Raw genomic sequence first — 22,716 nt, forward strand, 5'->3', positions numbered from 1 at the left:
GCTTGGATCCGTTAGCCGAGTCGACTGACTGCGCACCGAGATGACGACACCTTTCTTCGACATGCAGGCGATCACCACCCCGATCGAATCCGAGTTGAGGGATGCCTTCGAGCGGGTTCTCAGCAGACATCACTTCATCCTGGGTGACGAGCTCATGGCCTTCGAACAGGAGTTCGCCCGCTACTGCGGCGTCGAACACTGCGTGGGCGTCGGCAATGGGCTCGAAGCGCTGTACCTGACACTGCAGGCCATGGGTATTGGCGCTGGGGATGAAGTCATCGTTCCGGCCCATACTTTCATCGCCACCTGGCTCGCCGTCACCTGGAGCGGCGCCCGGCCCGTACCGGTCGAATCCTGTCCATCCGGCTTCAACATCGATCCTGAACGCATTGTCGAAGCGATCACCCCCCGCACAAAAGCCATCATCGCCGTGCACCTTTATGGTGAGCCCGCCGATATGGCCGCGGTATGCAGCATCGCGGCACAGCATGGTTTGCAGGTGATCGAAGATGCTGCGCAAGCGCATGGCGCGCGCTACCACAACCGCCCCGTAGGCAGCCTCGGTGACGCGGCCGCCTTCAGTTTCTACCCGACCAAGAACCTGGGTGCGATGGGCGACGGTGGCGCCATCTGTACGAATAGCGCAGCCCTGGCTTCGCGCCTGCGCTCACTGCGCAACTATGGATCGCAGACCCGGTATCAGCATGACGAAGCTGGCTACAACTCCCGCCTCGATGAGCTTCAGGCCGCCTTTCTGCGTGTCAGGCTACGACGCCTCGATGAAGACAATCGCGCGCGCCAGTCAGTCGCCCAAGCCTACATTCAGGCATTGTCAGCGCTGACGCATATCACCGTGCCGCAGACGCCCGACTGGGCCACGCCCGTATGGCATCTTTTCGTCATTCGCTGCACACGGCGCGACGCGCTGATGAAGGCCCTGAAAACAGCGGGCATCGACACCCTGATCCACTACCCCGTCCCCCCCCATCGGCAGGGTGCCTATTCCGGCGAGAACTGGCCCGATCTGTCGATGACGGAACAGCTCTCGTCAGAAGTACTGAGTCTGCCGATGTGGCCTGGACTCGACCCTGCGCCTGTCATCGCGGCAGTGCTGCACGCAGATCAGGGGCTGGCCTCATGAAAGCGCCGCCGTGGAATGTTCTCGTGTTTCCGGCCGGGACGGAGGTCGGCCTGGAAATATTCCGATCACTCGAGCACTGCAAGGAGGTGCGGCTGTTCGGTGCCTCTGCAGCCGTGGTCAACCACGGACCTTGCGTCTTTGCGCGCTATCGCGAACTGCCATCCATAGACCATGCCGACGCATTGGACGCGCTGAAGGCACTGATCGAAGCGTGGGAAATCGACTTCATTTTCCCGGCAAATCCTCTTGTCATGGACTTTCTCGATGAGCACCGAAGCGAAATTCCGTGTGCTGTCGTGATGCCTGCCAGCGCCACCTTCAATATCGTCCGCTCCAAGTCCGCGAGCTACAAACACCTTGCGCAGCAACTGCCCGTACCTGAATTGCACGACGCGGAGCGCATCGATCGTTTTCCGGTCTATCTGAAGCCAGACCGCCTGTACGGATCGCAAGGTGGCCAGCGACTCGATAGCCGCCACGCACTCGCGGCCGCCGGCAGTCTGGAGGGCATGCTCCTCTGCGAGTACCTGCCGGGCGATGAATACACGGTCGACTGCTTCTCGAGCAGCACCGGGCAATTGCTGTTCGCCGGCCCGCGAACACGCGAGCGTATCCGCATGGGCACCTCGATGCACAGCAGGGAACCGGACAGCGAGACCCATGCAGCGTTACTTGCGCATGCACAGCAGATCCATGATGCACTGGACCTGACCGGTCCGTGGTTCTTCCAGATGAAGCGCGATGCTCAGGGCACGCTGAAACTGCTGGAGATCGATCCGCGTATCGCCGGCACCATGGCGTTTCACCGTGTGCAGGGCATCAACTTTCCGCTTCTGGGACTGCTCGACAAGGCCGGTATGAGCGTGCGCATATTGCGCAACCCGTACCGTCAGTACAGCATCGATCGGGCTCTGACGAATCGCTATCGACTGGACCTGCGCTACAGCACGGTCTATGTGGACTGGGACGACACGCTCGTCATCAAGGAGGCTCTGAACACGCAAATGCTGCAGTTTCTCTATCAATGCATCAACCAGGGAAAGCGCATCGTTCTGCTATCGAAATCACTCGCAGCCGACAAGGAAGCGCTGCTTGCCCGTTGGCGCCTGCAATCGCTCTTTGATGAAATCCACTGGTTGCGTGAAGATGAATCGAAAAGCGATTACATCTACGAAACCAACGCCATTTTCATCGACGACAGTTTCACGCAACGTGAAGAGGTTTCCACGCGTCTGGGCATCCTGACTTTTGACCCCAGCATGGTCGAAATATTGCTGGACGATCGGGGGCACTAGCATGATGCACTGGCAAAAACTCGGACAGGTCTATCACCGCCAGCAGGAGGCAGGCTGGTGGCATAGCCACACCATGGCCCCCTCCGCCATCTGCCTGAACGACGAGGTCATCCGTGTCTTCCTCGGCTGCTGGGATAGCGCGGGCATCTCCCGCATCGGCTATGTCGATGTATCGGCAGAGCGCCCCAATGAGGTCCTTGCTGTGTCCCCCAGGCCTGTTGTCGACATCGGCCGGCCGGGCTGCTTTGACGACAATGGTGTATTCCCCGGACATGCCACGCGCGTGGGCGACACGATCTACCTCTACTACACCGGCTTTCAGCTTGGCGAGAAGATCCGCTACTTCAATTTCGGCGGTCTAGCGCTGAGTCACGACGGCGGTCAAACCTTCACTCGCGCCTCCGAGGCACCCATCCTCGACCGCGCCGACGAGGGACTGAGCGTTCGCGCAGGGCAATCCATCCTGCACGAATCAGGCGCTTTCCACACGGTCTATTCCGCAGGTAGCGACTGGGTCGATGTGGGTGGCTGCCTGCGGCCGACTTACGATGTGTATTACCAGTCGTCCCCCGACGGTCTGGCGTATCAACGCGCCGGCCAGCGCATCGTGACGCACGACGCAAGCGTGGAGCACGGCCTGGGCAGGCCCCAGCTCGTCCGGCTCGGCGAGCGCTACGCCGTCCTGTACACCCGCCGCACGCTGGACATGAAATATCACTTCGGACTGTCACTCTCCGACGACTTGCAGCACTGGGAGCGCGCCGACCATCTCGCCAGCATTGCCCATGGCACAGGCTTCGATAGCGAAATGGTGTACTTCCCCTCGCTCGTCAGCGTCCCCGGAAGCGGACGACGGTTCCTGTTTTACGCCGGCAACGGATTCGGTCGCGACGGCCTCGGCGTCGCCGAACTGCATGGGGACTTCCCGTGATCGCCGCCGCCTATTCGGCAAAAGACCGCAAGCGCTGGGACACCTTTGTGCGCAACAGCCGAAACGGCACGCTGCTGTTTGACCGCGCCTACATGGAATACCACGCGGAGCGCTTTGTCGACGCCTCTCTGATCATCGACGAAGCGGATGCGACGCTGGCCCTTCTGCCCGCCAGTCGCCACGGCAATACGATCCGCTCACATGGCGGACTGACATACGGCGGCTTCATCACCGATGGTCGCATGCGGGTCGAGAAAATGCTCCGCACATTCGATGCCGCACTGGCGTTCTACGCCAGCGCCGGTATCACACGGCTTGAATACAAGGCCATTCCACATATCTACCACCGGGCACCGGCCGAGGAAGATGCCTACGCCCTGTTCCGCCGCGGTGCGCAGCTGCTCAAGCGCGAGCCCTCAGCTGCGCTGCACCTGATCGATACCGGCTTGCCCGGCAAGAAACGCAATGGCGCAGCGCGCGCAGCACAGCTTGGTTTGCGCTTTGAGCAGGTCAGCACGGCCGATGTCCTGATGACGCTGATCAACATGAATCTGCAACTGCGTCATGGCGTGAGTGCCGTTCACAGCGCTGCCGAGATGAATCGCCTGCGCGCGGCCTTCCCCCGCAGCATCGAGATCTTCCACGTCAGCGACGGAGACGGACACCTTGTGGGAGGTGCCATCGTTTATGTCGCGGGGACGGTTGCGCACACCCAATATCTCGTTGCATCCGAGGCCGGTCGCGCAAGCCGCGCAATGGACTTCCTGATTCATGCGCTCGCCACACGCTATCGCGAGCGCTGCCACTGGCTCGAGTTTGGCATCTCGACAGAAGCAGGCGGACAGGTTCTCAACGAAGGGCTGATGAGCCAGAAAGAAGAATTCGGCGCGCGTTGCGTATGCTACGACACCTACCTGATCGATCTTTGAGCCCCGCGATGAATGCATCCGTTGATCCAGCGCAATCCGACAGCTCGCACGGCGATCCCGCGATCTGTGCCTACACGGCGCACTATCTTCGCCACCAGGGCGGAGCACGTTATCCGGCCGAACATCTGGTTCGAATACTGATGGGCCGTCATCCGAGACTGGCACTGAATCAAGCGGATTATCGGGGCGCCCCATTGCTGGAGGTCGGCTGTGGCGACGGCAGAAACCTTGGGTTGTTTCATGATCTGGGCTTCAGGATTCACGCCACCGAAGTCAGCGCGGCAATTTGCGACTCAACCCGCGCTCGACTCCAGGAGGCAGGCATTCCGGCAAGCCTCGATGTCGGCACCAACGCGCGCCTGCCCTATCCCGACGCATCGTTTCGTTACCTGATTGCCTGGAACAGCTGTTACTACCTCGAGGCCGGGTCGGCCTTCGCCGACCACGTCAGGGAATATGCACGCGTACTCACGGACAAGGGCTTTCTGATCCTGTCTGTGCCGATGCCCACAAACTACATCTTCACTGACTGCGTTGCCCATGATGATGGCAGCACCACACTGACCACCGATGCTTTCGGCGTACTTCAAGGTGCCCGACTGCAGCGCTTCAGCGATGCCCAGGCCCTGCAGCAAAGTCTTGAAGCAGCATTCGCCGATTTTTCGCACGGAGAAATACGTGCCGATTGCTTCGGTGTTCAGAACGATCACTTCCTGCTCGTGTGCCGAAAATACAGCCCGAAGGGTTCTCCGCAATCACAGCAGGATCATCAGACAAGGGTCTGACCATGAATCACGATCTTCTTTCCTTCATAGCAGCCATCGAAACACTTTTCGCAAAGACTGAGGCCGATTCGGCACTCGCTGCAATCCGTGCACTGGTGGATACCGTGACCAATGACCCGGCAACCGTCGGAAGCGTGCTGTCATCGCCGGGCCTGGACGAACTCTGTCAGAAGCTCGGCGCCATGTCGCTCAACTACATCGAATCTGAGAAAATTCGCCCACCGTCTGCCGACCGCCAGGCCGACGTCATCATTCTCGCTACGGAGCTCTATAGTGTGGGGGGGCATACGCGGGTTATCGAGGACATCATCCGGGCGCAGCCGGACAAGCATCACCTGATCCTGATGACGAATTTCTTCTCGCACGATTACCAATTCGACCTGGAGCGCTTTACCAGGCTCGGGGTCGAAGTCAGCACACCCGAATCCGGTGACTACGTGAGTCGCCTCGTATGGACTCAGCTCCAACTTTGCAGCCACCCTGACGCACAGATACTGGTTTTCAACCATCACGCCGATGTGGCCGCCATTGCGGGCATACAGCCCGGCCTCAATCGCGAGGTCGTATTCTGTCACCACGCCGATCACCATCTATGTCTGGGCGCTGCGCTGGATTGGGTACGCCACGTGGACCTTTACGAAGACTTCTGCAACACCTGCCGCGCAGCCGGGATCAAGGCCGAACTCTGGCCCCTGTCTGTACCGGACATCGGTGCGCGCCCGCACGATCCCGCCTCGTTCCGCCGGACAGGCTCCCTGCTCACGGCCTGCAGCGGCCATGACGCGAAATTCATGGCACCCTATCCCTTTCACTACTGGACGGTCCTGCCGCAGGTTCTGCGACGCAGCGGAGGAAGGCATCTGCACATAGGCCCGCTGTCCGATGACATTCTGAATGCCCTGCGTGCCGAACTTGCCGCTCAAGGCGTCAGCGAAGAACGCTTCACACATATCCCGTGGGTGGAAAATCTTGGCGCAACACTCAAGGAACACGACGTGGATCTGTACATCGGCTCGTTTCCACTGGGTGGCGGACGCGCCATCATCGAGGCCATGGGCGCCGGCACCCCTATCGTCACGCATGCAAACAACATGCACCCACCGTTGGGCAGCGCCACGCTTGGCCCCCCCGGAACTTGGTGCTGGTCTTCGCCGAACGAGTTGCTTTCCATCATCGACTCGGCTTCACCAGAAGCCCTTGCCAGACACTCGCAACGTGCCCGTGAGCACTATCTGCGGACCCATTCCCCGGCAGGTTTCGAAGCCGCGGTACGTGGAGTGCGCAACGCGCCGACAACAGGCGCAGTGGCGCCTGAAGAAAACAGTGAATCGCCCAAGGTCGACCCGCTGGCGGCTTACCTTTTACGTGCGCAAGTGCGTAACGAGACCTTCCCCATCGTCTTCGATCTGCTTGCGGAGGCCGCACAACAATGAAAACCTGCGAGGTGGCGGCTTCGGTGCACGAACACCCCGTTGCCGAGGGGGGTGACCACCTGCGTGGCAAGCACCAGGGCGACATTCAGGCAGGCTTTCATCGCGATGATGTTTTGCCATGCGGCATCGCAGTAGAAACCACGATCGATGCACTCTGCTCAGACAAACTGAACACATACGATTCACTACACTTGCAAGTACCGATCTGTATCCGCGCGACGATCAGACCGCTCTGGACCTTAAAAAGGATGGCCACGATATGAACAGCAGCCCGGCAAGCGCTTCCTCTAATGGCATAGCCCCACGCTCATCGACCGATCTCGATGCGTACTCCAACGCCCGGCACTTGATCGAAAAAGGAGACGTACGTGAAGGCTTCGAGGTCTTGCAAGCGCTGGCGAACAATGGCAGCCGCTGTTGGGAGGTGTATAACGATCTGGCTGCCATGGCGCTATCGAGCGGCGATCTTGAAGTCGCATGCCTATTGTTCGAACATGCAGCGGCTCAGCCTGAAGCCCCACTGATCGTGACGCTTCGCCAAGCAACTGCAGAGGCAGCGCGCAATGATTCCAACCGGGCACTTGAGATTCTCAGTCCCGTATTGCGCGCCGAAGGCACCCATGCAGAAGTGCTTGCACTTGTCCGCGAGATTCTGAGTGCCGAAAAGCAGATCTCGCCCGTCGCCTGGGCGCGGCTCATTTCGGATCTGAGAGCACCGACACCCGCCCAACGTGAAGCCGATGTGCGACAGGCTCAGCTTGAAGAACAGAACAACCAGCTCACCGCGGAAAACCGGCGTCTGACGGCGCAAATCGATGCCCTGCGCGAGGAACTCAAGCTTGCCCCACTCGAGAAATGGAACTCCGCAGACTCTCGCGCCTGGGAGGGCGTTCACGCACTGGACGACCATCAGTGGCTCAACGTCCTGATCCGCAGCGTGACCGTTCCCGCCTACAACGGCTTCCCGCTGCCGGGCTTTCCGTCCGAAGACCTGCAGGTCGGCATGGTCGGATCGAGCAACGAAGCAGCGCTCAGGGAGGGCATGCGCTTCTACCGCGCCGTGCGCGAGCATTGTCAGCGCGATGGCGTGCGCTGGGACGGAAACGGGCGGCTACTCGATTTCGGAACGGGATGGGGACGCTACGCCCGGATTTTCATGCACGACTTCCGTCCCGAGAACCTCGTCGGCGTCGACGTGAGCGAGCAATACGTCAACGTGTGTCGTGAAAACTTTCCCTATGCCCGCTTTGAAACGGTGACGCCGCTGCCCCCGACGTCGCTTGAAGGCGACGGATTCGATCTGATCATCGCCTACTCGGTCTTTTCTCATCTCTCGGCGGCCGCTTCGGATGCGTGGATAGCCGAGTTCACCCGCATTCTGCGTCCCGGCGGAATGATTGCGATCACGACGCAGGGACGCTCACTGCTTGGCGTTTGCGAACAGATGCGTGCCGAAAAGGATTTCTCCCACCCATGGCACCGTCAGCTTGCAAATTCGTTTGTCGACCGGACCGCGTGCGAAGCCGCCTACGACAGCGGTGAGTTCCTGCATTCGGCAACCGGCTACGGCGTCGCGGGAAGTGAGGCCTTCTACGGTGAATCACTGATTCCGCGCGGTTATGTCGAACGGCACTGGACGCATGCGCTTGAACTCACGGCCTTCATTGATGACCGCAACTACCTGCCGCAGGCATTGATCGTGCTGCGCAAGCCGACCTGAAAAGCGTGTCCGGCGCGCCCTCCCGTCTGCCTGCCAGCTCAACTCTCTCTCCATAGCGACATTTCCCATGCCAAGCCAGCACCTCGATGATGTCACGCAGCCACCAACCGGTCAGCGCCCCCGTGTTCTGTTCTACGTGCGAACAAATGATCGGGAAGGACTGAATGCTGCGATCGCCCTGGTCGCGGACCCGCGACTCGACGCACGTGCCATCGTCATCGCGGACAAGCATGAGGTTCCTGCCAGTGCCGTCGAGGGGATTCGGTGGGAGATGGCCACGGATGCGCCCCGCTCGGTGCAGTTTCTTGATTCGCTCACTCACCAGCAGCCGCCGTTCTCGGTAGAAATGGCCGACATCGTTTGCCGCCTCGATTACGGCAGTGACACGCTTGGAACAATCGACCGCAAGGTCCTCAACAAGCATGCGAGTGCGTTCCTCGAACCCGAGCGGTTTCTCGCAGCTGTAGGTGCTTTTGTCGGCAATCCGCAACTCGGCATGGCCTTTCCCGCTGGCTTGCCGCGCCAAACGCTCGGCAGGCTTGTCGATGCATCGCTCGCCGGAAAACTCGCGCAAGTGCTTGCGTTGCCAAAAGAAGCAGTGGCCGAGGCAAACTATTTCGCCCACACGATCGCGCTTGTTCGCAGCTCGCTGGTCAAGTCGATCCATGAACGATATCTGGGTTCGGCAGCCCCGTTCGCGGGCAAGAAAACGCCGGAAGCACTTGAAATCGGTCTGACTGCGGTCTGTGCCGCCTTCGGACTGGAAGTGGCCGATCTGACGCCGGGGCCGCGTCCCCTGCGCGCGGAGACCCTCGCCACCTACGCCGGGCAACTGTTGCAGCAGCCGCTGTCCGACACCCGCAGCCCGCACTGGCGCCCGTTGTCCAGACGCGACGACCTTCCGCCCGAACCACCGGTCAAATTCCTCGCCTACTATCTGCCCCAGTTCCATGCCATTCCCGAGAACGACCAGTGGTGGGGCAAGGGGTTCACCGAATGGACCAATGTCGCCAAGGCCGTCCCCCGCTTCATCGGCCACCACCAACCGAGGCTTCCTCACGAGCTCGGCCACTACGACCTGAACACGCCGGGCATCATGCGCCGTCAGATCGAGCTGGCACGCGCACACGGGATTGCCGGGTTCTGCTTCTACTACTACTGGTTCAACGGTCGCACCCTGCTCGAAGCGCCGCTACGACAATTTCTGGCTGACAGCACGCTGGAAATGCCGTTTTGCCTGTGCTGGGCCAACGAAAACTGGACACGCCGCTGGGATGGACAGGAGCAGGAAGTCCTGATTGCCCAATCGCACTCGCCCCGAGACGACATTGCCTTTCTGCGCCACATCCAGCCCTATCTCGCAGATCCGCGCTATATCCGGGTCGATGGCAAGCCAATGCTGCTCGTCTATCGCGCGAGTCTGCTCGACGATGCCAAGGCGACGGCGATGCGGTGGCGCAAGGAGGCCAAAGCGCTTGGCATCGGCGATCTCTATCTGGTCGCGGTATGCTCCTTCGACATCGACGACCCGAGGCCTTTCGGTTTTGATGCGGCGGTCGGCTTTCCGCCGCATCAACTCCGCAACATGCCGCCGATCAACGGCGAACTCGACATGGTCGACCCCGGCTTCAGCGGTGAGATTCTCGACTATCGGGACACCGTGCTCGCGACCGCCCTGGCCGAATTCGGTGACGACAAACCCCGCCCATTCGCCTATTTCCCGGGGGTCATGACTGGCTGGGACAACGACGCCCGCCGACCGGGCCGCGGACGAATCTTCCATCATGCGACACCTGCAAGGTATGCCTCATGGCTGCGCCTCGCGGCCAATCAGACGCTGCGCCACAACCCGCCCGGGTTGCGCTATGTGTTCGTCAATGCCTGGAACGAATGGGCCGAAGGCGCCCACCTCGAACCCGACCGCCACTTCGGCTATGGATATCTCGCAGCCACAGCCGACACCCTGCGTACCCTTGCCACAAGCGAATCGACATTGCCGCCACAGCTTGGTAGCGCATCCGCTGCATTGCGCTATCTGCCCGAAGGGCTGGTACAGCCGCGCAACCGTGCCGAAATTGAACTGATCCGTACGGCGCTGGCACGCTTGACCAAACCGCGCATTCAGGTCGTGCTTTGGTCCGAATCGCTTGATTCCGATACGCTCGACACGCTTCAGACGCTTGCCGAGCAATGCCTCCAACCCGACGTGGTGACACTGGTCTGTGTGGATGCGGTTCCATCCCACTGGATCGATGGACCCAAGGTCGAGCAGCGGACACCGACCCGGTGGGACAACGATCTGCGATGCATCGCTGCCGAGACCGACGCGGACTGGATCCTTCCGCTCGTCGCGGGCGATCGCCTCTTCCCCCATACCTTGCTCACTCTTGCGCTGGCACTTGCACAGCGCCCCAAGGCCGCCATTCTGAGTTGCGATGCGCTGGTACACACCGGCGACGAAACACGCTCGGCCGTGCGCCTTTGGCCAACACCCACGCTCGAAACCTTGCGCTGCAGGGTCGATCAACCGGATGTTCTCGCCGTAAAGACGACGTTGCTCGCACACGTGCCAAGCGATACACCATCGCATTCCTTCCTCCCCGCCCTCCGTCTCGTTGCCATCGAAATGGGCGCCGAGCAAATGGCGCATGTACAGGAAGTCCTGCTGTGGCGCGACCACAGCCGTCATCCCGCCACAAGGGGCGATGCCGACATGCTGGCAGCAGCGCATCGGGACGCCGTGGATGCGCATTTCGCCCGCCTCGCGATGACAACCACGCTGATTCCGCTGACGGTCATCCCGGGCCTTCAGGTGCACTACCCGCCCGCCGAAAATGTTCGCGTGTCCGTCATCATTCCCACCCGCGATCAGCCCGACATCCTGAAGCGCTGCGTCGAATCGGTGTTCGAGAATACCGCCTGGCCCCACTTCGAATTGATCATCGTCGATGACGGCGGCAACGACCCCGCCGCACACGCGCTGATCGAGGGCCTCCAAGCAATCGACCCGGCGCGATTCCGGACCGTTCGCGTCGAGGGTGCCTTCAACTTCGCTGCACTATGCAATGCAGGCGCCCGAGTCGCGACGGGAGACATGCTACTGTTCCTGAACGACGACACTGCGGCGCTTCATCGCGACTGGCTCGAGATCATGCTCGGCCTCGCCAGCCATCCCGATATCGGCGCGGTGGGTGCTCGCCTCGTCTTTCCCGACGGCCGTCTGCAACACGCGGGGGTCATGTTGGGTCTGTCCGGTGCCGCCGACATGCACGACACCGGCGCATCGATGGAACACGAGGGCTGGAACGGCAACCTTCAGCACACGCAGGAGGTTGGCGCGCTGACCGCGGCCTGCATGCTCGTGCCAAGAGCCGCATTCAATGCCATTGGCGGTTTCGACGAAGCCTATGACCTGGGCTATGCCGACTTCGACCTCTGCCAGCGCCTGCGCGTGTCGGGTTACCGTTTGCTTTGGACACCCCATGCCACGCTCATGCACGACGCTGGCCACACGCTCAAGGCGCGTTTCACCACTGCGGAAGCGTCACAATGGGCTGCGGCGCGATTCACGGCTGCCCGGCAACGCTTTCTGCAGCGCTGGCACGATGCAATCGTCACCGACCCGGCCAGTCACCCTGCATTGAGTCTCGCATCCAGGCATCTTCAGATTGAATCACGCGCGGCGCTCGCGCCCGATCCGCTTTTCGCACTCGGCCTGACGAACGTCCTTGCCTTGCCGGCCGACGCAGCCGGCTCGGGACACTACCGTGTTGTTCAGCCCGCGCTCGCCGCGCACGCCAAAACGCTGGTCCGGGCGCGAGTTGCCGCCGGCTACCCCACACCGGCAGAGATTGCCCGCCTCGGCATCGACACGCTCCACACCCAGCGCCAGGTTGACGACGCCCAACTCTCCGCACTCGCCGAATTGCGGTCGACCCTGCCGCTCCGTGTCGTCATGGATTTCGACGATCTCCTGATGGAACTGCCGAGCAGCAACATCCATGCTCGCAATGTGTGGCCCGACATCAGTCGTCGCGTCCGCGAAGCCTGCCGACTGTCCGATACGGTAACGGTTTCCACCCCTGCGCTGGCGGATGCCTTTCGCGGCCTGCATGATGACGTGCGCTGCGTGCCCAACGTCCTCGACCCCGCGCTTTGGCTGCCTCGTGCCGCTTCGGAGCGTATCCGCGGCGACCGATTGCGGGTCGGCTGGGCCGGCGGCGTCAGCCACGCAGGCGATCTCGCGCTCATTCGCGACGTCGTGGCGGCGACGGCTGACAAGGTCGACTGGGTGTTCTTCGGCATGTGTCTCGAGGACATCAAGCCTCATCTGGCCGAGTTTCACGCTGGCGTGAAGTTCGCGGATTACCCGGCAAGCCTCGCGGCACTCGATCTCGACCTTGCTGTTGCCCCCCTCGCACTGAACCGCTTCAATGAGTGCAAGAGCAATTTGCGCCTGCTTGAATACGGCGCAGTCGGCGTACCGGTGCTCGCCACCGACATCGTGCCCTACCAATGCGGACTCCCGGTCACACTGCTTCCCAACACCGCCTCGCGATGGGTGACAGCCATTGTTGAACGCACCGGCGAGCGCGAAACGCTCGAGCGGGAGGGCAACGCCCTTCGTGCAGCCGTTATGCAAGCGTGGAGCAGCCCGGGCCAGCTCCCGAAATGGGTCGACTCGTGGGCCGTACCGGCTTGACGGAATGAAGCTGACACAGCCGCCCGCATTGCCGGTTACGGTTCCTTTGGGCCGACACATTGCCGCCTTGCCGGCAAACTGCTGCCGGTACTCGGCGGCAAGCCGGCAAGACTTGCCGCGAAGCCCCTGCAAAATCACTTAAGAAATTGAAATATCGAAACAATTTTCACCTGGCACGCATCTCGCTTTATCAGCCTCAGAAGGCTCGGAGACCGGAACGATATTCCTCACATCCAGCCGGTCCGAGCAACCTCCGAACCTGACTGAAGGAGATGCAAAAAATGGCACAGGTAATCAATACCAACGTTGCATCGCTCAACGCGCAACGCAACCTCAACGTTTCGCAGAACTCACTGTCGACGTCCTTGCAACGCCTCTCCTCCGGACTGCGCATCAACAGCGCCAAGGACGACGCCGCCGGTCTTGCAATCTCGGAACGTTTCACCTCGCAGATCCGCGGTCTGGACCAGGCCCGCCGCAATGCCAACGATGGCATTTCGCTGTCGCAAACGGCTGAATCCGCACTGCAATCGTCCGGCGACATCCTTCAGCGGATTCGTGAACTTGCCATCCAGTCGGCCAACGCCACGAACTCTGCGGGTGACCGCGCCGCAATCAACTCGGAAGTGCAGCAGCTGACGCAAGAACTGCAGCGCATCTCCACCAATACGGAGTTCAACGGGCAAAAGCTGCTCGATGGCTCCTTCACTTCAGCGCAATTCCAGGTTGGCGCCAACGCCAACCAGACCATCACCGCGACCTCGGGCAACTTCCAGACCAATGCTTATGGCAATTACCGCATCGGCGGGCTGGCCACATCAACCAACTCGCCAAACGGGGTCGGCGACCTCGTCGTCGGCACAGCGATCGCGGATGGCAAACTGACCACCGCGGGCGCCGACGGCAACACCTCGGTCGTCGCGGGCGATACGATCACCGTGTCGAGCGCACTCGGCAGCAAGAACATCACCTACTCGGCGGGATCGAGCGCAGAGCAGATCGCCGCCAAGATCAATCAGGCCGAAACCGGCGTCAGGGCGTCGGCAAACACGTCCTTCATCCTCGGCGCGGACGACGCGGGTGGCGGCGCAGCCGGCTTCCAGCAGAGCACCAGCTACTCCTTCCTGCTCGCAACGGATGGCAGCCCCGGCGCAGACCCGACTTCATTCACCACCGTTTCGTTCTCGGTCGGCGGCACCGCATCGGGTACGTCCGCAGGGCAGGCAAGCCAGCTCAACGCGGCGGTGCAGGCATTCAACGACGTTTCGGGCAAGACCGGATTCACGGCCAAGATCGTCGAGACTGACAACGGCCAGTTCGGCATCCAGCTCACGAGCGAGGTCGGCAAGGATATCCGGGTCATGAACGACTCGGCAAGCGGTGCGAATCTTGCGATTGAAGACATCACGGTACTCGACGGCAATACCGCCACGACCAGCACGCTGGCGACGACGCTCACTGCAGCCGGGAACGGCGGAGCATGGGCCGCAGCGAGTGGCGCATGGGTGACCGGCCAGGTCATTCTCGACTCCGACAAATCATTCTCCCTGAGTACGGGCAATGCCACGGACATCACCACGGCAGCCGGCACCTTCGGCGGTCAGCTGCAAAGCGTGGATAAGCTCGATGTCAGTACCGTGGAATCCTCGAACCGCACCCTGGCAATGGTCGATTCCGCGCTGGCGGCAGTCAATAACCAGCGCGCACGATACGGCGCACTGCAGTCCCGCTTCGAGAGCACCATCACCAACCTGCAGAGCACGTCCGAGAACCTTTCGGCCTCACGCTCGCGAATCAAGGATGCAGACTTCGCCGCGGAAACCGCCAACCTGACCCGTGCCCAGATCCTCCAGCAGGCCGGCACCGCCATGCTGGCGCAGGCCAATCAGCTGCCGCAACAGGTGCTCCAGCTGCTGCAGTAAAGTTTCCCGAAGTCGGGTCGTTCACATCATCGGGGCTGCCAAGTGCAGCCCCGAATGTTTTTCAAATCGCCTAAAGTTTTCTGGACGCGTGACGTTAATTGAAGCAAGAGCAAATGAATTGCTCGGTGCCAGCCCCGACAAGCGGACACCCTGGCGTGTGAACAACTAGCTGAACCAGGAGATCTACCATGGCCCAAGTCATCAACACCAACGTTGCCTCGCTCAATGCGCAACGTAACCTGAACACGACGTCGAGTTCGCTGCAGCAGTCGCTCACCCGCCTGTCCTCGGGTCTTCGCATCAACAGCGCCAAGGACGACGCTGCCGGCCTCGCGATTTCCGAGCGTTTCACCGCTCAGATCCGCGGCCTCGACCAGGCTCGCCGCAATGCCAACGACGGTATCTCGCTGTCGCAGACTGCTGAATCGGCACTGCAATCGTCCGGCGACATCCTCCAGCGTATCCGCGAACTCGCAGTGCAGTCGGCCAACGCCACCAACTCGTCCGGTGACCGTGCAGCAATCAACTCTGAAGTGCAGCAGCTCACGCAAGAGCTGCAGCGTATCTCCACCAACACCGAGTTCAACGGCCAGAAGCTGCTTGACGGCTCCTTCACCTCGGCGCAGTTCCAGGTCGGCGCAAATGCCAACCAGACCATCACCGCGACCTCGGGCAACTTCCAGACCAACGCATACGGCAACTACCGCATCGGCGGCCTCGCTGCCTCGACCAACTCGCCCAATGGTGTCGGCGACCTCGTGGTTGGCACCTCCAACGCGGACGGCAAACTCACAACTGCCGGCTCTGACGGCAACACCTCGGTCATTGCAGGGGACACGATCACCATCTCCAGCAGCCTGGGCAGCAAGGACATCACCTATGCCGCCGGCTCCAGCGCGGAGCAGATCGCCGCCAAGATCAACCAGGCCGAAACTGGCGTGAAGGCAACGGCAACGACCTCCTTCATCCTGGGTGCGGACGACGCTGCCAGCGGCGCTGCCGGCTTCCAGCAGAGCACCAGCTACTCATTCCTGATCGCCACCGACACGACTACCGGCGCAGATCCGACCTCCTTCACCACCGTATCGTTCTCGGTGGGTGGCACCGCGTCCGGCTCGGCTGCGGGACAAGCCAGCCAGCTCAATGCCGCCGTGCAGGCTTTCAACGACGTCTCCGGCAAGACCGGTTTCACGGCCAAGATCGTCGAAACCGACAACGGTCAGTTCGGTATCCAGCTGACCAGCGAAGCAGGCAAGGACGTGCGGATCATGAACGACTCGGCTTCGGGTGCCAACCTGACGATCGAAGACGTCACGGTCCTCGACGGAGACCAGACCACCGCAAGTACGCTGTCGACAACACTCACCGCTGCGGGCAACACCGGCGCATGGGCTGCCGCCAACGGCGCATGGGTCTCGGGCCAGGTGATTCTCGACTCGGACAAGTCCTTCACGCTGACCACCGGGAACGCAACCGATATCACCACCGCATCCGGCACCTACGGCGGCCAACTGCAAGCCATCGACAAGCTTGACGTGAGCACGGTGGAGGCGTCGAACCGCACCTTGGCGATGGTCGACTCCGCACTGGCAGCGGTCAACTCGCAACGCGCACGTTACGGCGCACTGCAGTCCCGCTTCGAGAGCACGATCAGCAACCTGCAGGCGACCTCAGAGAACCTGTCGGCATCACGTTCGCGGATTCGCGACACGGACTTCGCGGCCGAGACCTCGAACCTGACCCGTGCGCAGATCCTGCAGCAGGCTGGTACGGCAATGCTCGCACAGGCCAATGCCTTGCCGCAGAACGTGCTTTCGCTGCTCGGCTAAGCGGAGTAGCCTAACGTAATGTGCGCGGCGCGAAGTTCGCAAGAGCATCGCGCCGCATTCTCTTGAGGGAGACAATCATGAGTATCTCCGTTGTAAACAGCTCGCTGCCGCCGACAATGCAGCCCAGCGCTCGTCCACCAGGCACGGCGGATACACCTGTCGCCGGGCAGGGGCCGGGTCAGGAGATCCAAGTGCAACCGGGCGCGGAGGGCACCGCGCCTGTCGCATCAAGTGTGGAGGCCTCCACTTCGGCTGATCAGTCCAAATCACGGATGCCCTCGTCTCTAGAGGATGTCCAGCGGGCCATGGAGGAAGTCAGAAATGCAATTACTCCCGTGGCACAGGATTTGCTTTTTTCGATAGACGAGGACACCGGCAAGACCATCGTGAAAGTGGTGGACGCCAGTACCGACGAAGTCATTCGGCAAATCCCCTCGGAAGAGATCATCACCATCGCGAAGGCACTGGACAACTTGCAGGGATTGTTGCTGCAACAGAAGGCCTGAGCAGTCACACGTTCAGCAGGAGAACGAAATGGCCGGCATCACCGCAACGGGCGTAGGCTCAGGACTGGACATCGAATCGCTGGTCAGCCAGCTGATGACGATCGAAAGTCGCCCGCTGAGCATTCTTGCCAACAAGGAGGCCAGTTATCAGGCGAAACTCTCCGGATACGGCCAGATCAAGAGCGCGCTCTCCTCGCTGCAAACCGCCACGAATGCACTGGCCAAGACCGACACCTTCACGGCCGCCAAGGCGGCGGTGTCCGGCGATGGCTTCACCGCAAGTCCGAAAGCAGGCGCGGCGTCGGGCAGCTACAGCGTCGAAGTCATGCAGATGGCAAAGATCCAACGCGTGTCCACCCCGACGGATACCAGCTTCGTTCCATCCGCCGGCAAGATCACCATCGATTACGGCACCGTCACTGATTCCGGTGGGTCGAACGTCTTCGTAGACGACGTTCCCGCCCGAACCGCTTCGCTCGAGTTCGAAGGCAGCACGCTCGAGGAGCTGCGCGATGCGATCAACGGCAATTCCACGCTGGGCATCAAGGCCAGCATCGTGAACAATGGCACCGAGGATCAGCTGGTGCTGAGCGGCTCCAAGACCGGTGCCAACATGGCATTCAAGATCACCGGCGAAGGCGGCCTGGCCGACCTCAGCTTTGATCCTGCAGCGACACCTGCGCCGACCGACACCATGTACTCCGTGCAAACCGCACAGGATGCGCGGATCAAGGTCGACGGCATCGAACTCACGCGCGGCAAGAACGACATCGCGGACGTGATCGACGGCGTCACGCTGACGCTCACCAACGAACCGAGCGGCACGGTGAGCAGCCTCAAAGGCACCGTCACCATTTCTTCGGATCAGAGTGCGGCAAAAACTGCCGTGGAAGCGTTCGTCAAGGCGTACAACGACGTTGCCGACACACTGAAGAATCTGACGGTCTACAACACCGACACCAGCACCGCGTCGACACTGACGGGCGACTCGACCGCGCGCAGCATCCAGACCCAGTTGCGCGCGGCACTGGGCACCGCATTTTCAGGCTTCGGCACGGTGAGTACGCTGTCTCAGGTCGGCATCAGCTTTGCCAAGGACGGGACACTCAGCTTCGACAACGGCAAGCTCTCGAAGGCGATGAACGATCCTGAATCGGGCGTCGCATCCCTCTTTGCCGGAAAAGACGGCGTCGATGGCTTTGCAGCGAGCTTCAATTCACGTCTCGATGGCTTTCTCAACAGCGACGGCGTGCTCGCGAGCCGGACCGCAGGTATCAATGCCACGATCAAGTCGATCACAAAACAGTACGACACGCTGGAAACACGGCTTACCGCAACGGAAGCGAGATATCGCGCCCAATTCACCAAGCTCGACTCGTTGATCTCCAGCCTGAACGACACCAGCACCTATCTGACGCAGCAATTCTCGACCAAATCGTCGAATAATTAAGGACGGCGACTCTCATGTTCGGAACCTCCTATGCCAATCGAGCATCGGCTTACGCCAGAGTCAGCACAGAGACCAGCGTCGAGTCCGCGACGCCGCACAAGCTGATTCTCATGCTGTATGACGGGGCCCTCCTGTCCTTGCGGACTGCCGCAGCCGCCATGCGAAACAAGGACATCCCCACCAAGGGGGCCGCCATTTCGAAAGCGATCGACATCATCACCAACGGCCTGAAAGTCAGCCTCGATCTCGAGGCCGGGGGAGAGATCGCTGGCCGTCTCGACGCGCTGTACGAATACATGGCAGAGCGACTTCTCTACGCCAACCTTCACAACAATGAAGCGGCCCTCGACGAAGTTTGCGGGCTATTGGGCAGCATCAGGGAAGCCTGGGAGGGAATCGCCAACCAGGTGACACCCTGACGGAGCGGGCAATGTTGACACTGGAAGCGAGCAACCAACTGCTGAGTGCGTATGAGGCAATGGCCCTCGCCGCGCAGCAGAATGACTGGGACCGCCTTGCAGAGCTGGGTCGCACGGCGGAAGAGATCCGGAGGGCGGCACAAAGGGCGGCCGTACCCGTCGATCAATCGCCCGCGAGCATGGAGCAGATTGCCAAAACGGTAAGCCGCATCCTTGAACTCGACCAGGAAATCCGGATCCACGCAGAACCGGCGCTGGAGAGTACACGCAAGCTGCTTTCCGGAGCCGTACGGGACAACGCAGTCCGTAACGCGTACGGCAATCCGGGCCTGTAACGACCACCGCCGGCGATCACAAGGGGGACGACTCACATGATCCCTGCCGACCTCGCCGCCCGCCTCCGCCTGCTCAACGAAGCAAGCTTTTTCAATACCGAACCGCCGGTCGCGGGCCTTCAACGTGCGCGCGAGATCCAGGCGCAACTGCCCGAACTCATCCCGGGGCAGCGTTTCTTCGCCACCTTGCAGCGCACCCTGCCCGATGGCACCTTCCAGGCGCTCGTTGCCGGCAAGCAGGTCACACTGGCGCTCAACACCTCGGCCAAGGCCGGCGACACACTCGAACTGGTCGTTGCCGAAACCACACCCAAGGCGGTGCTCGCCCGACTGGCGAATCCCGACGCCGCTCAGGCCAACAGTTCGGCCCCTTCAACGCTGAGCCAGACCGGCAAGCTGATCAGTTTCCTGCTCACCGGACAGCCGGCCTCAAAGCCCGTCGTACTGGCAAATAACCAGCCGCTGCTGACCACCCCGCCGGCAAACGGTGCCGCGCTGGTGCCGATGCTGCGTCAGGCCGTGGCGCAGAGCGGGCTGTTCTATGAGTCGCATCAGGCGCAATGGCTGTCGGGCAAGACCGACCTCGCAGCCCTGATGCGCGAGCCGCAGGCGCAGGCCGCCGCGACGCCCGGTTCGCAGGCCGCGCAGCTTGCCGCACGCCCCGGCCCCGCATCGGGCACTGCAGCGCAAGCCGCCGGCAACGCCACAGTCGCGGCAGGCACTGCCGGGAGCGAGAATGCACGAGGCGTCGCCTCTGCGCTCGGGACGGAGGCAGCCGTCAGCAAGGCGGGCCCGGTGGCCGAGCGTACCCTGCCGGTCGTCCATCAGCAGCTCGATGCGCTGGCCACCAACCAGTATGCCTGGCACGGCTTTGCGTGGCCGGGGCAGAAGATCGAATGGATCATCGAGGACCCGCGCGGCGAAGCCGAAGGTGGTGAGGCCGAAACCCCTGCCGAATGGAACACCACACTTCGCCTCACCCTGCCCCGCCTCGGCGGCATGGAAGCGCAGCTGCATCTGACACCGGCTGGCGTCGCCTTGCGCCTGCGCGCAGACGACCCCGACGCCATCGCCGCCCTTGAGGCTGGACAGGGCGCGCTGGCCGACGCGCTTGAGGCGGTCGCCGTGCCGCTCACAGGTATGGTCGTGGAGTTGCGTGATGAGCGCGGATGAGCTCCCCGGCCGCGGCGAAGCGGTCGCCCTGACCTACTCCAGCGGCGAAGGCGCACCGCGCGTCGTCGCCAAGGGCCGCGGCCTGATCGCGCAGGAGATCATCGAGCGTGCGCGAGAAGCCGGTGTCTATGTGCACGAATCGCCCGAGCTGGTCTCCCTGCTGATGCAGGTCGATCTCGACACCCATATTCCGCCCCAGCTCTACGTCGCGGTCGCGGAGCTGCTTGCCTGGCTGTACCGTATCGAACAAGGCAATGATGCTACGCCACCGCCACCCGCACTGGCCGGCCTGATGGGCACGCCAGCCAAGAAGCCCGAGTAGCGCCTCGCAGGCACTGATTGCGCCGCACTTGAGCGCGGACAGCGCACCCCGCACCGAGTCGTGCTATAAGATCTGCGCAATACCCTCCGGAAACCGCATCCGCGTCAGAACGCATGTCCACCGATAACGCACACACCCGGGTCGAGCTCGTCCGCTCAGATGAAGAAGAAAAGTATCTGCTGCAGAGCCCCCGCGAAATCCGCCAGCTGCTGACCAGTCTAGTGACCGGTCGTGCGCTGGTAAGCGCGCAACTGACGCCCGGCAACCAATCCTTCCTGACCGCCGTACTTGGACTGGCCGACGACGATACTGCCCTGCTGCTGGACGGCAGCACGGACGAATCGATCAACACCCGCATCGAACAGGCGGCACAGATAACCTGCATCACGCAGCTCCACAACATCCGCATCCAGTTTCAGGTGGAGAACCCGGCCCGCATCCAGGTCGATGGCCGGCCTGCATTCCGTGCCCTGCTGCCCGACAGCGTGCTGCGCCTGCAACGCCGCGAGTTCTACCGCCTGCAGACGCCCGTCACGCAGTCGGTGATCTGTGAACTACCGATTGCCGGTGGCACGGGTGGCGGCATGCCGGTCGAAGTCCGGATCATCGACATCAGCAGTGGCGGCATCGCGATTGCAGTGCCGCCCTCGGACTTCGTGTTCGAGCCACACATGGAGTTTCCCGGCTGCACCCTGCGCCTGCCCGAAGCCGAGCCGATCAGGACCCGGCTGGTAGTCAGGAACCTGTTCCGGCTGGTCAATCGCAACGGAATCGAGATGCAACGCGCGGGATGCGAGTTTCTCGACCTGCCACGCAACGCCGACAGCATTATCCAGCGCTACATCCTCAAGATCGAACGCACTCGCAACGCCCGAGAACGCGGCAATTTCTGAACGCCCCTTCACGCAGGGAGAAACGCCGCGATCCGGTCGCTGGCGCACCAGCGAAGGGCGAGGCGTGCTATAAGAATTCGCATTCACAAAGGCGTATCACCCAGATCAGACAAGGCATGTCCGAAGAGATCGAAAACCAACCCGTCGCTCCGCTGCAGAATGACTCGCTCGAGAAATACCTGCTGCACGGAAAGCGCCAGATTCGCCAACTGTTGCAGGCACTGATCGACGGGCATTCGCTCATCAGCGCGCATCTGTCACCCGGCGGCCAGTCCTTTCTGACGGCGCTGGTGACGCTCTCCGACGACGAGGAGTGGGTCTTTCTCGATGTCAGCCCCGACCGCCAGATCAACGACAGGGCGTTGCAGGCCGAGCGCATGGTGTGCGTCACCCAGCTGGACAGGATCAGGATCCAGTTTTCCGTTGGCCCGCTCACCGAAATGCAACTGGACGGTCGCCCCGCTCTTGCTGCGCGCATACCCGAGCAGATGGCCCGCGTGCAGCGGCGCGAGTTCTACCGCATGCAGGTTCCGGTGACGCACGAAGTCTCCTGCAGGCTCGGCGTGAAGGCCGACGAAACCGAACCCGAACCACTCGAAGCGCGAGTACTCGACATCAGCCCGGGCGGCACCGCCTTGCAGTTGCCACTCGATACCGCGCACCTGCCGATCGGCAAGGTCATCGACGGTTGCGTGCTCAAACTGGTTGATGGCGAAGCTCTCACGGTCCGGCTCGAGGTCAGGAACAATTCGCAGCAATCGACCCGCAGCGGCGTGCTGACGCAACGCGTCGGCTTCCGCTTCGTCGAGCTGCCACGCGCTGCCGACACCAAGATTCAACGCTACATCTTCAAGACCGAACGCGAACGCAGCTCGCGCGAGCGCGGCGGACTCTGAGCCCGCCCGCGCTGCGCAAGCCGCCCCCGCCAGGG

18 protein-coding genes are annotated in these 22,716 nt (G+C 61.8%); all 18 read left to right on the forward strand.

What is annotated here, in order from left to right; translation table 11 throughout:
- Positions 1–40: 40 nt before the first annotated feature.
- The gene (locus tag CEW83_RS08245; protein WP_108948912.1) at positions 41–1,141 is read left to right on the forward strand and encodes a DegT/DnrJ/EryC1/StrS family aminotransferase; all 1,101 of its coding nucleotides are present in this window, start codon (positions 41–43) and stop codon (positions 1,139–1,141) included.
- Positions 1,138–2,436 (forward strand): ATP-grasp domain-containing protein, encoded by a 1,299-nt coding sequence (locus tag CEW83_RS08250; RefSeq protein ID WP_108948913.1) that lies wholly within the window; start codon positions 1,138–1,140, stop codon positions 2,434–2,436. Before CEW83_RS08245 ends, CEW83_RS08250 begins: the two co-directional genes overlap by 4 nt.
- 1 nt (position 2,437) lies before the next feature.
- On the forward strand, positions 2,438–3,367 hold the full coding sequence (locus CEW83_RS08255; protein ID WP_108948914.1) for a hypothetical protein: 930 nt from the start codon (positions 2,438–2,440) through the stop codon (positions 3,365–3,367).
- The gene (locus CEW83_RS08260; protein ID WP_108948915.1) at positions 3,364–4,296 is read left to right on the forward strand and encodes a GNAT family N-acetyltransferase; all 933 of its coding nucleotides are present in this window, start codon (positions 3,364–3,366) and stop codon (positions 4,294–4,296) included. The genes CEW83_RS08255 and CEW83_RS08260 overlap by 4 nt, the downstream gene beginning before the upstream one ends.
- The gene (locus CEW83_RS08265; protein ID WP_159099418.1) at positions 4,293–5,081 is read left to right on the forward strand and encodes a class I SAM-dependent methyltransferase; all 789 of its coding nucleotides are present in this window, start codon (positions 4,293–4,295) and stop codon (positions 5,079–5,081) included. The genes CEW83_RS08260 and CEW83_RS08265 overlap by 4 nt, the downstream gene beginning before the upstream one ends.
- A gap of 95 nt (positions 5,082–5,176) precedes the next feature.
- Positions 5,177–6,514 carry a hypothetical protein gene (locus CEW83_RS08270; RefSeq protein ID WP_234419026.1) on the forward strand — a complete coding sequence of 446 codons (1,338 nt, stop codon included), beginning with the start codon at positions 5,177–5,179 and terminating at the stop codon, positions 6,512–6,514.
- A gap of 118 nt (positions 6,515–6,632) precedes the next feature.
- Positions 6,633–8,234: a class I SAM-dependent methyltransferase gene (locus CEW83_RS08275; RefSeq protein WP_108948918.1), complete on the forward strand. Its 1,602-nt coding sequence runs from the start codon at positions 6,633–6,635 to the stop codon at positions 8,232–8,234.
- A gap of 67 nt (positions 8,235–8,301) precedes the next feature.
- Positions 8,302–12,936 (forward strand): glycoside hydrolase family 99-like domain-containing protein, encoded by a 4,635-nt coding sequence (locus CEW83_RS08280; protein WP_108948919.1) that lies wholly within the window; start codon positions 8,302–8,304, stop codon positions 12,934–12,936.
- A 281-nt stretch (positions 12,937–13,217) separates the two neighbouring features.
- Complete coding sequence (locus CEW83_RS08285) at positions 13,218–14,858, forward strand: flagellin (RefSeq protein ID WP_108948920.1); 1,641 nt, start codon at positions 13,218–13,220, stop codon at positions 14,856–14,858.
- A 188-nt stretch (positions 14,859–15,046) separates the two neighbouring features.
- The gene (locus tag CEW83_RS08290) at positions 15,047–16,687 is read left to right on the forward strand and encodes a flagellin (RefSeq protein ID WP_108948921.1); all 1,641 of its coding nucleotides are present in this window, start codon (positions 15,047–15,049) and stop codon (positions 16,685–16,687) included.
- Positions 16,688–16,764: 77 nt separating this feature from the next.
- A complete protein-coding gene (locus CEW83_RS08295; protein ID WP_234419027.1) occupies positions 16,765–17,193 on the forward strand; it encodes a flagellar protein FlaG in 429 nt (142 codons plus the stop codon).
- A 28-nt stretch (positions 17,194–17,221) separates the two neighbouring features.
- Positions 17,222–18,643 carry a flagellar filament capping protein FliD gene (gene fliD, locus CEW83_RS08300; protein WP_108948922.1) on the forward strand — a complete coding sequence of 474 codons (1,422 nt, stop codon included), beginning with the start codon at positions 17,222–17,224 and terminating at the stop codon, positions 18,641–18,643.
- Positions 18,644–18,657: 14 nt separating this feature from the next.
- On the forward strand, positions 18,658–19,062 hold the full coding sequence (gene fliS / locus CEW83_RS08305; RefSeq protein WP_108948923.1) for a flagellar export chaperone FliS: 405 nt from the start codon (positions 18,658–18,660) through the stop codon (positions 19,060–19,062).
- Positions 19,063–19,073: 11 nt separating this feature from the next.
- Positions 19,074–19,397, forward strand: a complete 324-nt coding sequence (locus CEW83_RS08310; protein WP_108948924.1) for a flagellar protein FliT — start codon at positions 19,074–19,076, stop codon at positions 19,395–19,397.
- 36 nt (positions 19,398–19,433) lie between these two features.
- Positions 19,434–20,570: a flagellar hook-length control protein FliK gene (locus tag CEW83_RS08315; protein WP_108948925.1), complete on the forward strand. Its 1,137-nt coding sequence runs from the start codon at positions 19,434–19,436 to the stop codon at positions 20,568–20,570.
- Positions 20,557–20,892: an EscU/YscU/HrcU family type III secretion system export apparatus switch protein gene (locus tag CEW83_RS08320; RefSeq protein WP_108948926.1), complete on the forward strand. Its 336-nt coding sequence runs from the start codon at positions 20,557–20,559 to the stop codon at positions 20,890–20,892. Before CEW83_RS08315 ends, CEW83_RS08320 begins: the two co-directional genes overlap by 14 nt.
- Positions 20,893–21,005: 113 nt before the next feature.
- Positions 21,006–21,785 carry a flagellar brake protein gene (locus tag CEW83_RS08325; protein ID WP_108948927.1) on the forward strand — a complete coding sequence of 260 codons (780 nt, stop codon included), beginning with the start codon at positions 21,006–21,008 and terminating at the stop codon, positions 21,783–21,785.
- 116 nt (positions 21,786–21,901) lie between these two features.
- Complete coding sequence (locus CEW83_RS08330; RefSeq protein WP_108948928.1) at positions 21,902–22,681, forward strand: flagellar brake protein; 780 nt, start codon at positions 21,902–21,904, stop codon at positions 22,679–22,681.
- Positions 22,682–22,716: the final 35 nt, after the last annotated feature.

This window comes from Parazoarcus communis, from assembly GCF_003111645.1.
In the GTDB taxonomy this organism is placed as follows: Bacteria; Pseudomonadota; Gammaproteobacteria; order Burkholderiales; family Rhodocyclaceae; genus Parazoarcus; species Parazoarcus communis_A.

What these genes read in the sequence shown, in the direction of transcription:
- CEW83_RS08325 (WP_108948927.1), top strand. Translation starts at nt 21,006, where the DNA reads ATGTCCACCGATAACGCACACACCCGGGTCGAGCTCGTCCGCTCAGAT.
- CEW83_RS08250 (WP_108948913.1), top strand. Translation starts at nt 1,138, where the DNA reads ATGAAAGCGCCGCCGTGGAATGTTCTCGTGTTTCCGGCCGGGACGGAG.
- CEW83_RS08275 (WP_108948918.1), top strand. Translation starts at nt 6,633, where the DNA reads ATGCGGCATCGCAGTAGAAACCACGATCGATGCACTCTGCTCAGACAA.
- CEW83_RS08315 (WP_108948925.1), top strand. Translation starts at nt 19,434, where the DNA reads ATGATCCCTGCCGACCTCGCCGCCCGCCTCCGCCTGCTCAACGAAGCA.
- CEW83_RS08245 (WP_108948912.1), top strand. Translation starts at nt 41, where the DNA reads ATGACGACACCTTTCTTCGACATGCAGGCGATCACCACCCCGATCGAA.
- CEW83_RS08290 (WP_108948921.1), top strand. Translation starts at nt 15,047, where the DNA reads ATGGCCCAAGTCATCAACACCAACGTTGCCTCGCTCAATGCGCAACGT.
- CEW83_RS08285 (WP_108948920.1), top strand. Translation starts at nt 13,218, where the DNA reads ATGGCACAGGTAATCAATACCAACGTTGCATCGCTCAACGCGCAACGC.
- fliD (WP_108948922.1), top strand. Translation starts at nt 17,222, where the DNA reads ATGGCCGGCATCACCGCAACGGGCGTAGGCTCAGGACTGGACATCGAA.
- CEW83_RS08280 (WP_108948919.1), top strand. Translation starts at nt 8,302, where the DNA reads ATGCCAAGCCAGCACCTCGATGATGTCACGCAGCCACCAACCGGTCAG.
- CEW83_RS08295 (WP_234419027.1), top strand. Translation starts at nt 16,765, where the DNA reads ATGAGTATCTCCGTTGTAAACAGCTCGCTGCCGCCGACAATGCAGCCC.
- CEW83_RS08255 (WP_108948914.1), top strand. Translation starts at nt 2,438, where the DNA reads ATGATGCACTGGCAAAAACTCGGACAGGTCTATCACCGCCAGCAGGAG.
- CEW83_RS08310 (WP_108948924.1), top strand. Translation starts at nt 19,074, where the DNA reads ATGTTGACACTGGAAGCGAGCAACCAACTGCTGAGTGCGTATGAGGCA.
- fliS (WP_108948923.1), top strand. Translation starts at nt 18,658, where the DNA reads ATGTTCGGAACCTCCTATGCCAATCGAGCATCGGCTTACGCCAGAGTC.
- CEW83_RS08320 (WP_108948926.1), top strand. Translation starts at nt 20,557, where the DNA reads ATGAGCGCGGATGAGCTCCCCGGCCGCGGCGAAGCGGTCGCCCTGACC.
- CEW83_RS08330 (WP_108948928.1), top strand. Translation starts at nt 21,902, where the DNA reads ATGTCCGAAGAGATCGAAAACCAACCCGTCGCTCCGCTGCAGAATGAC.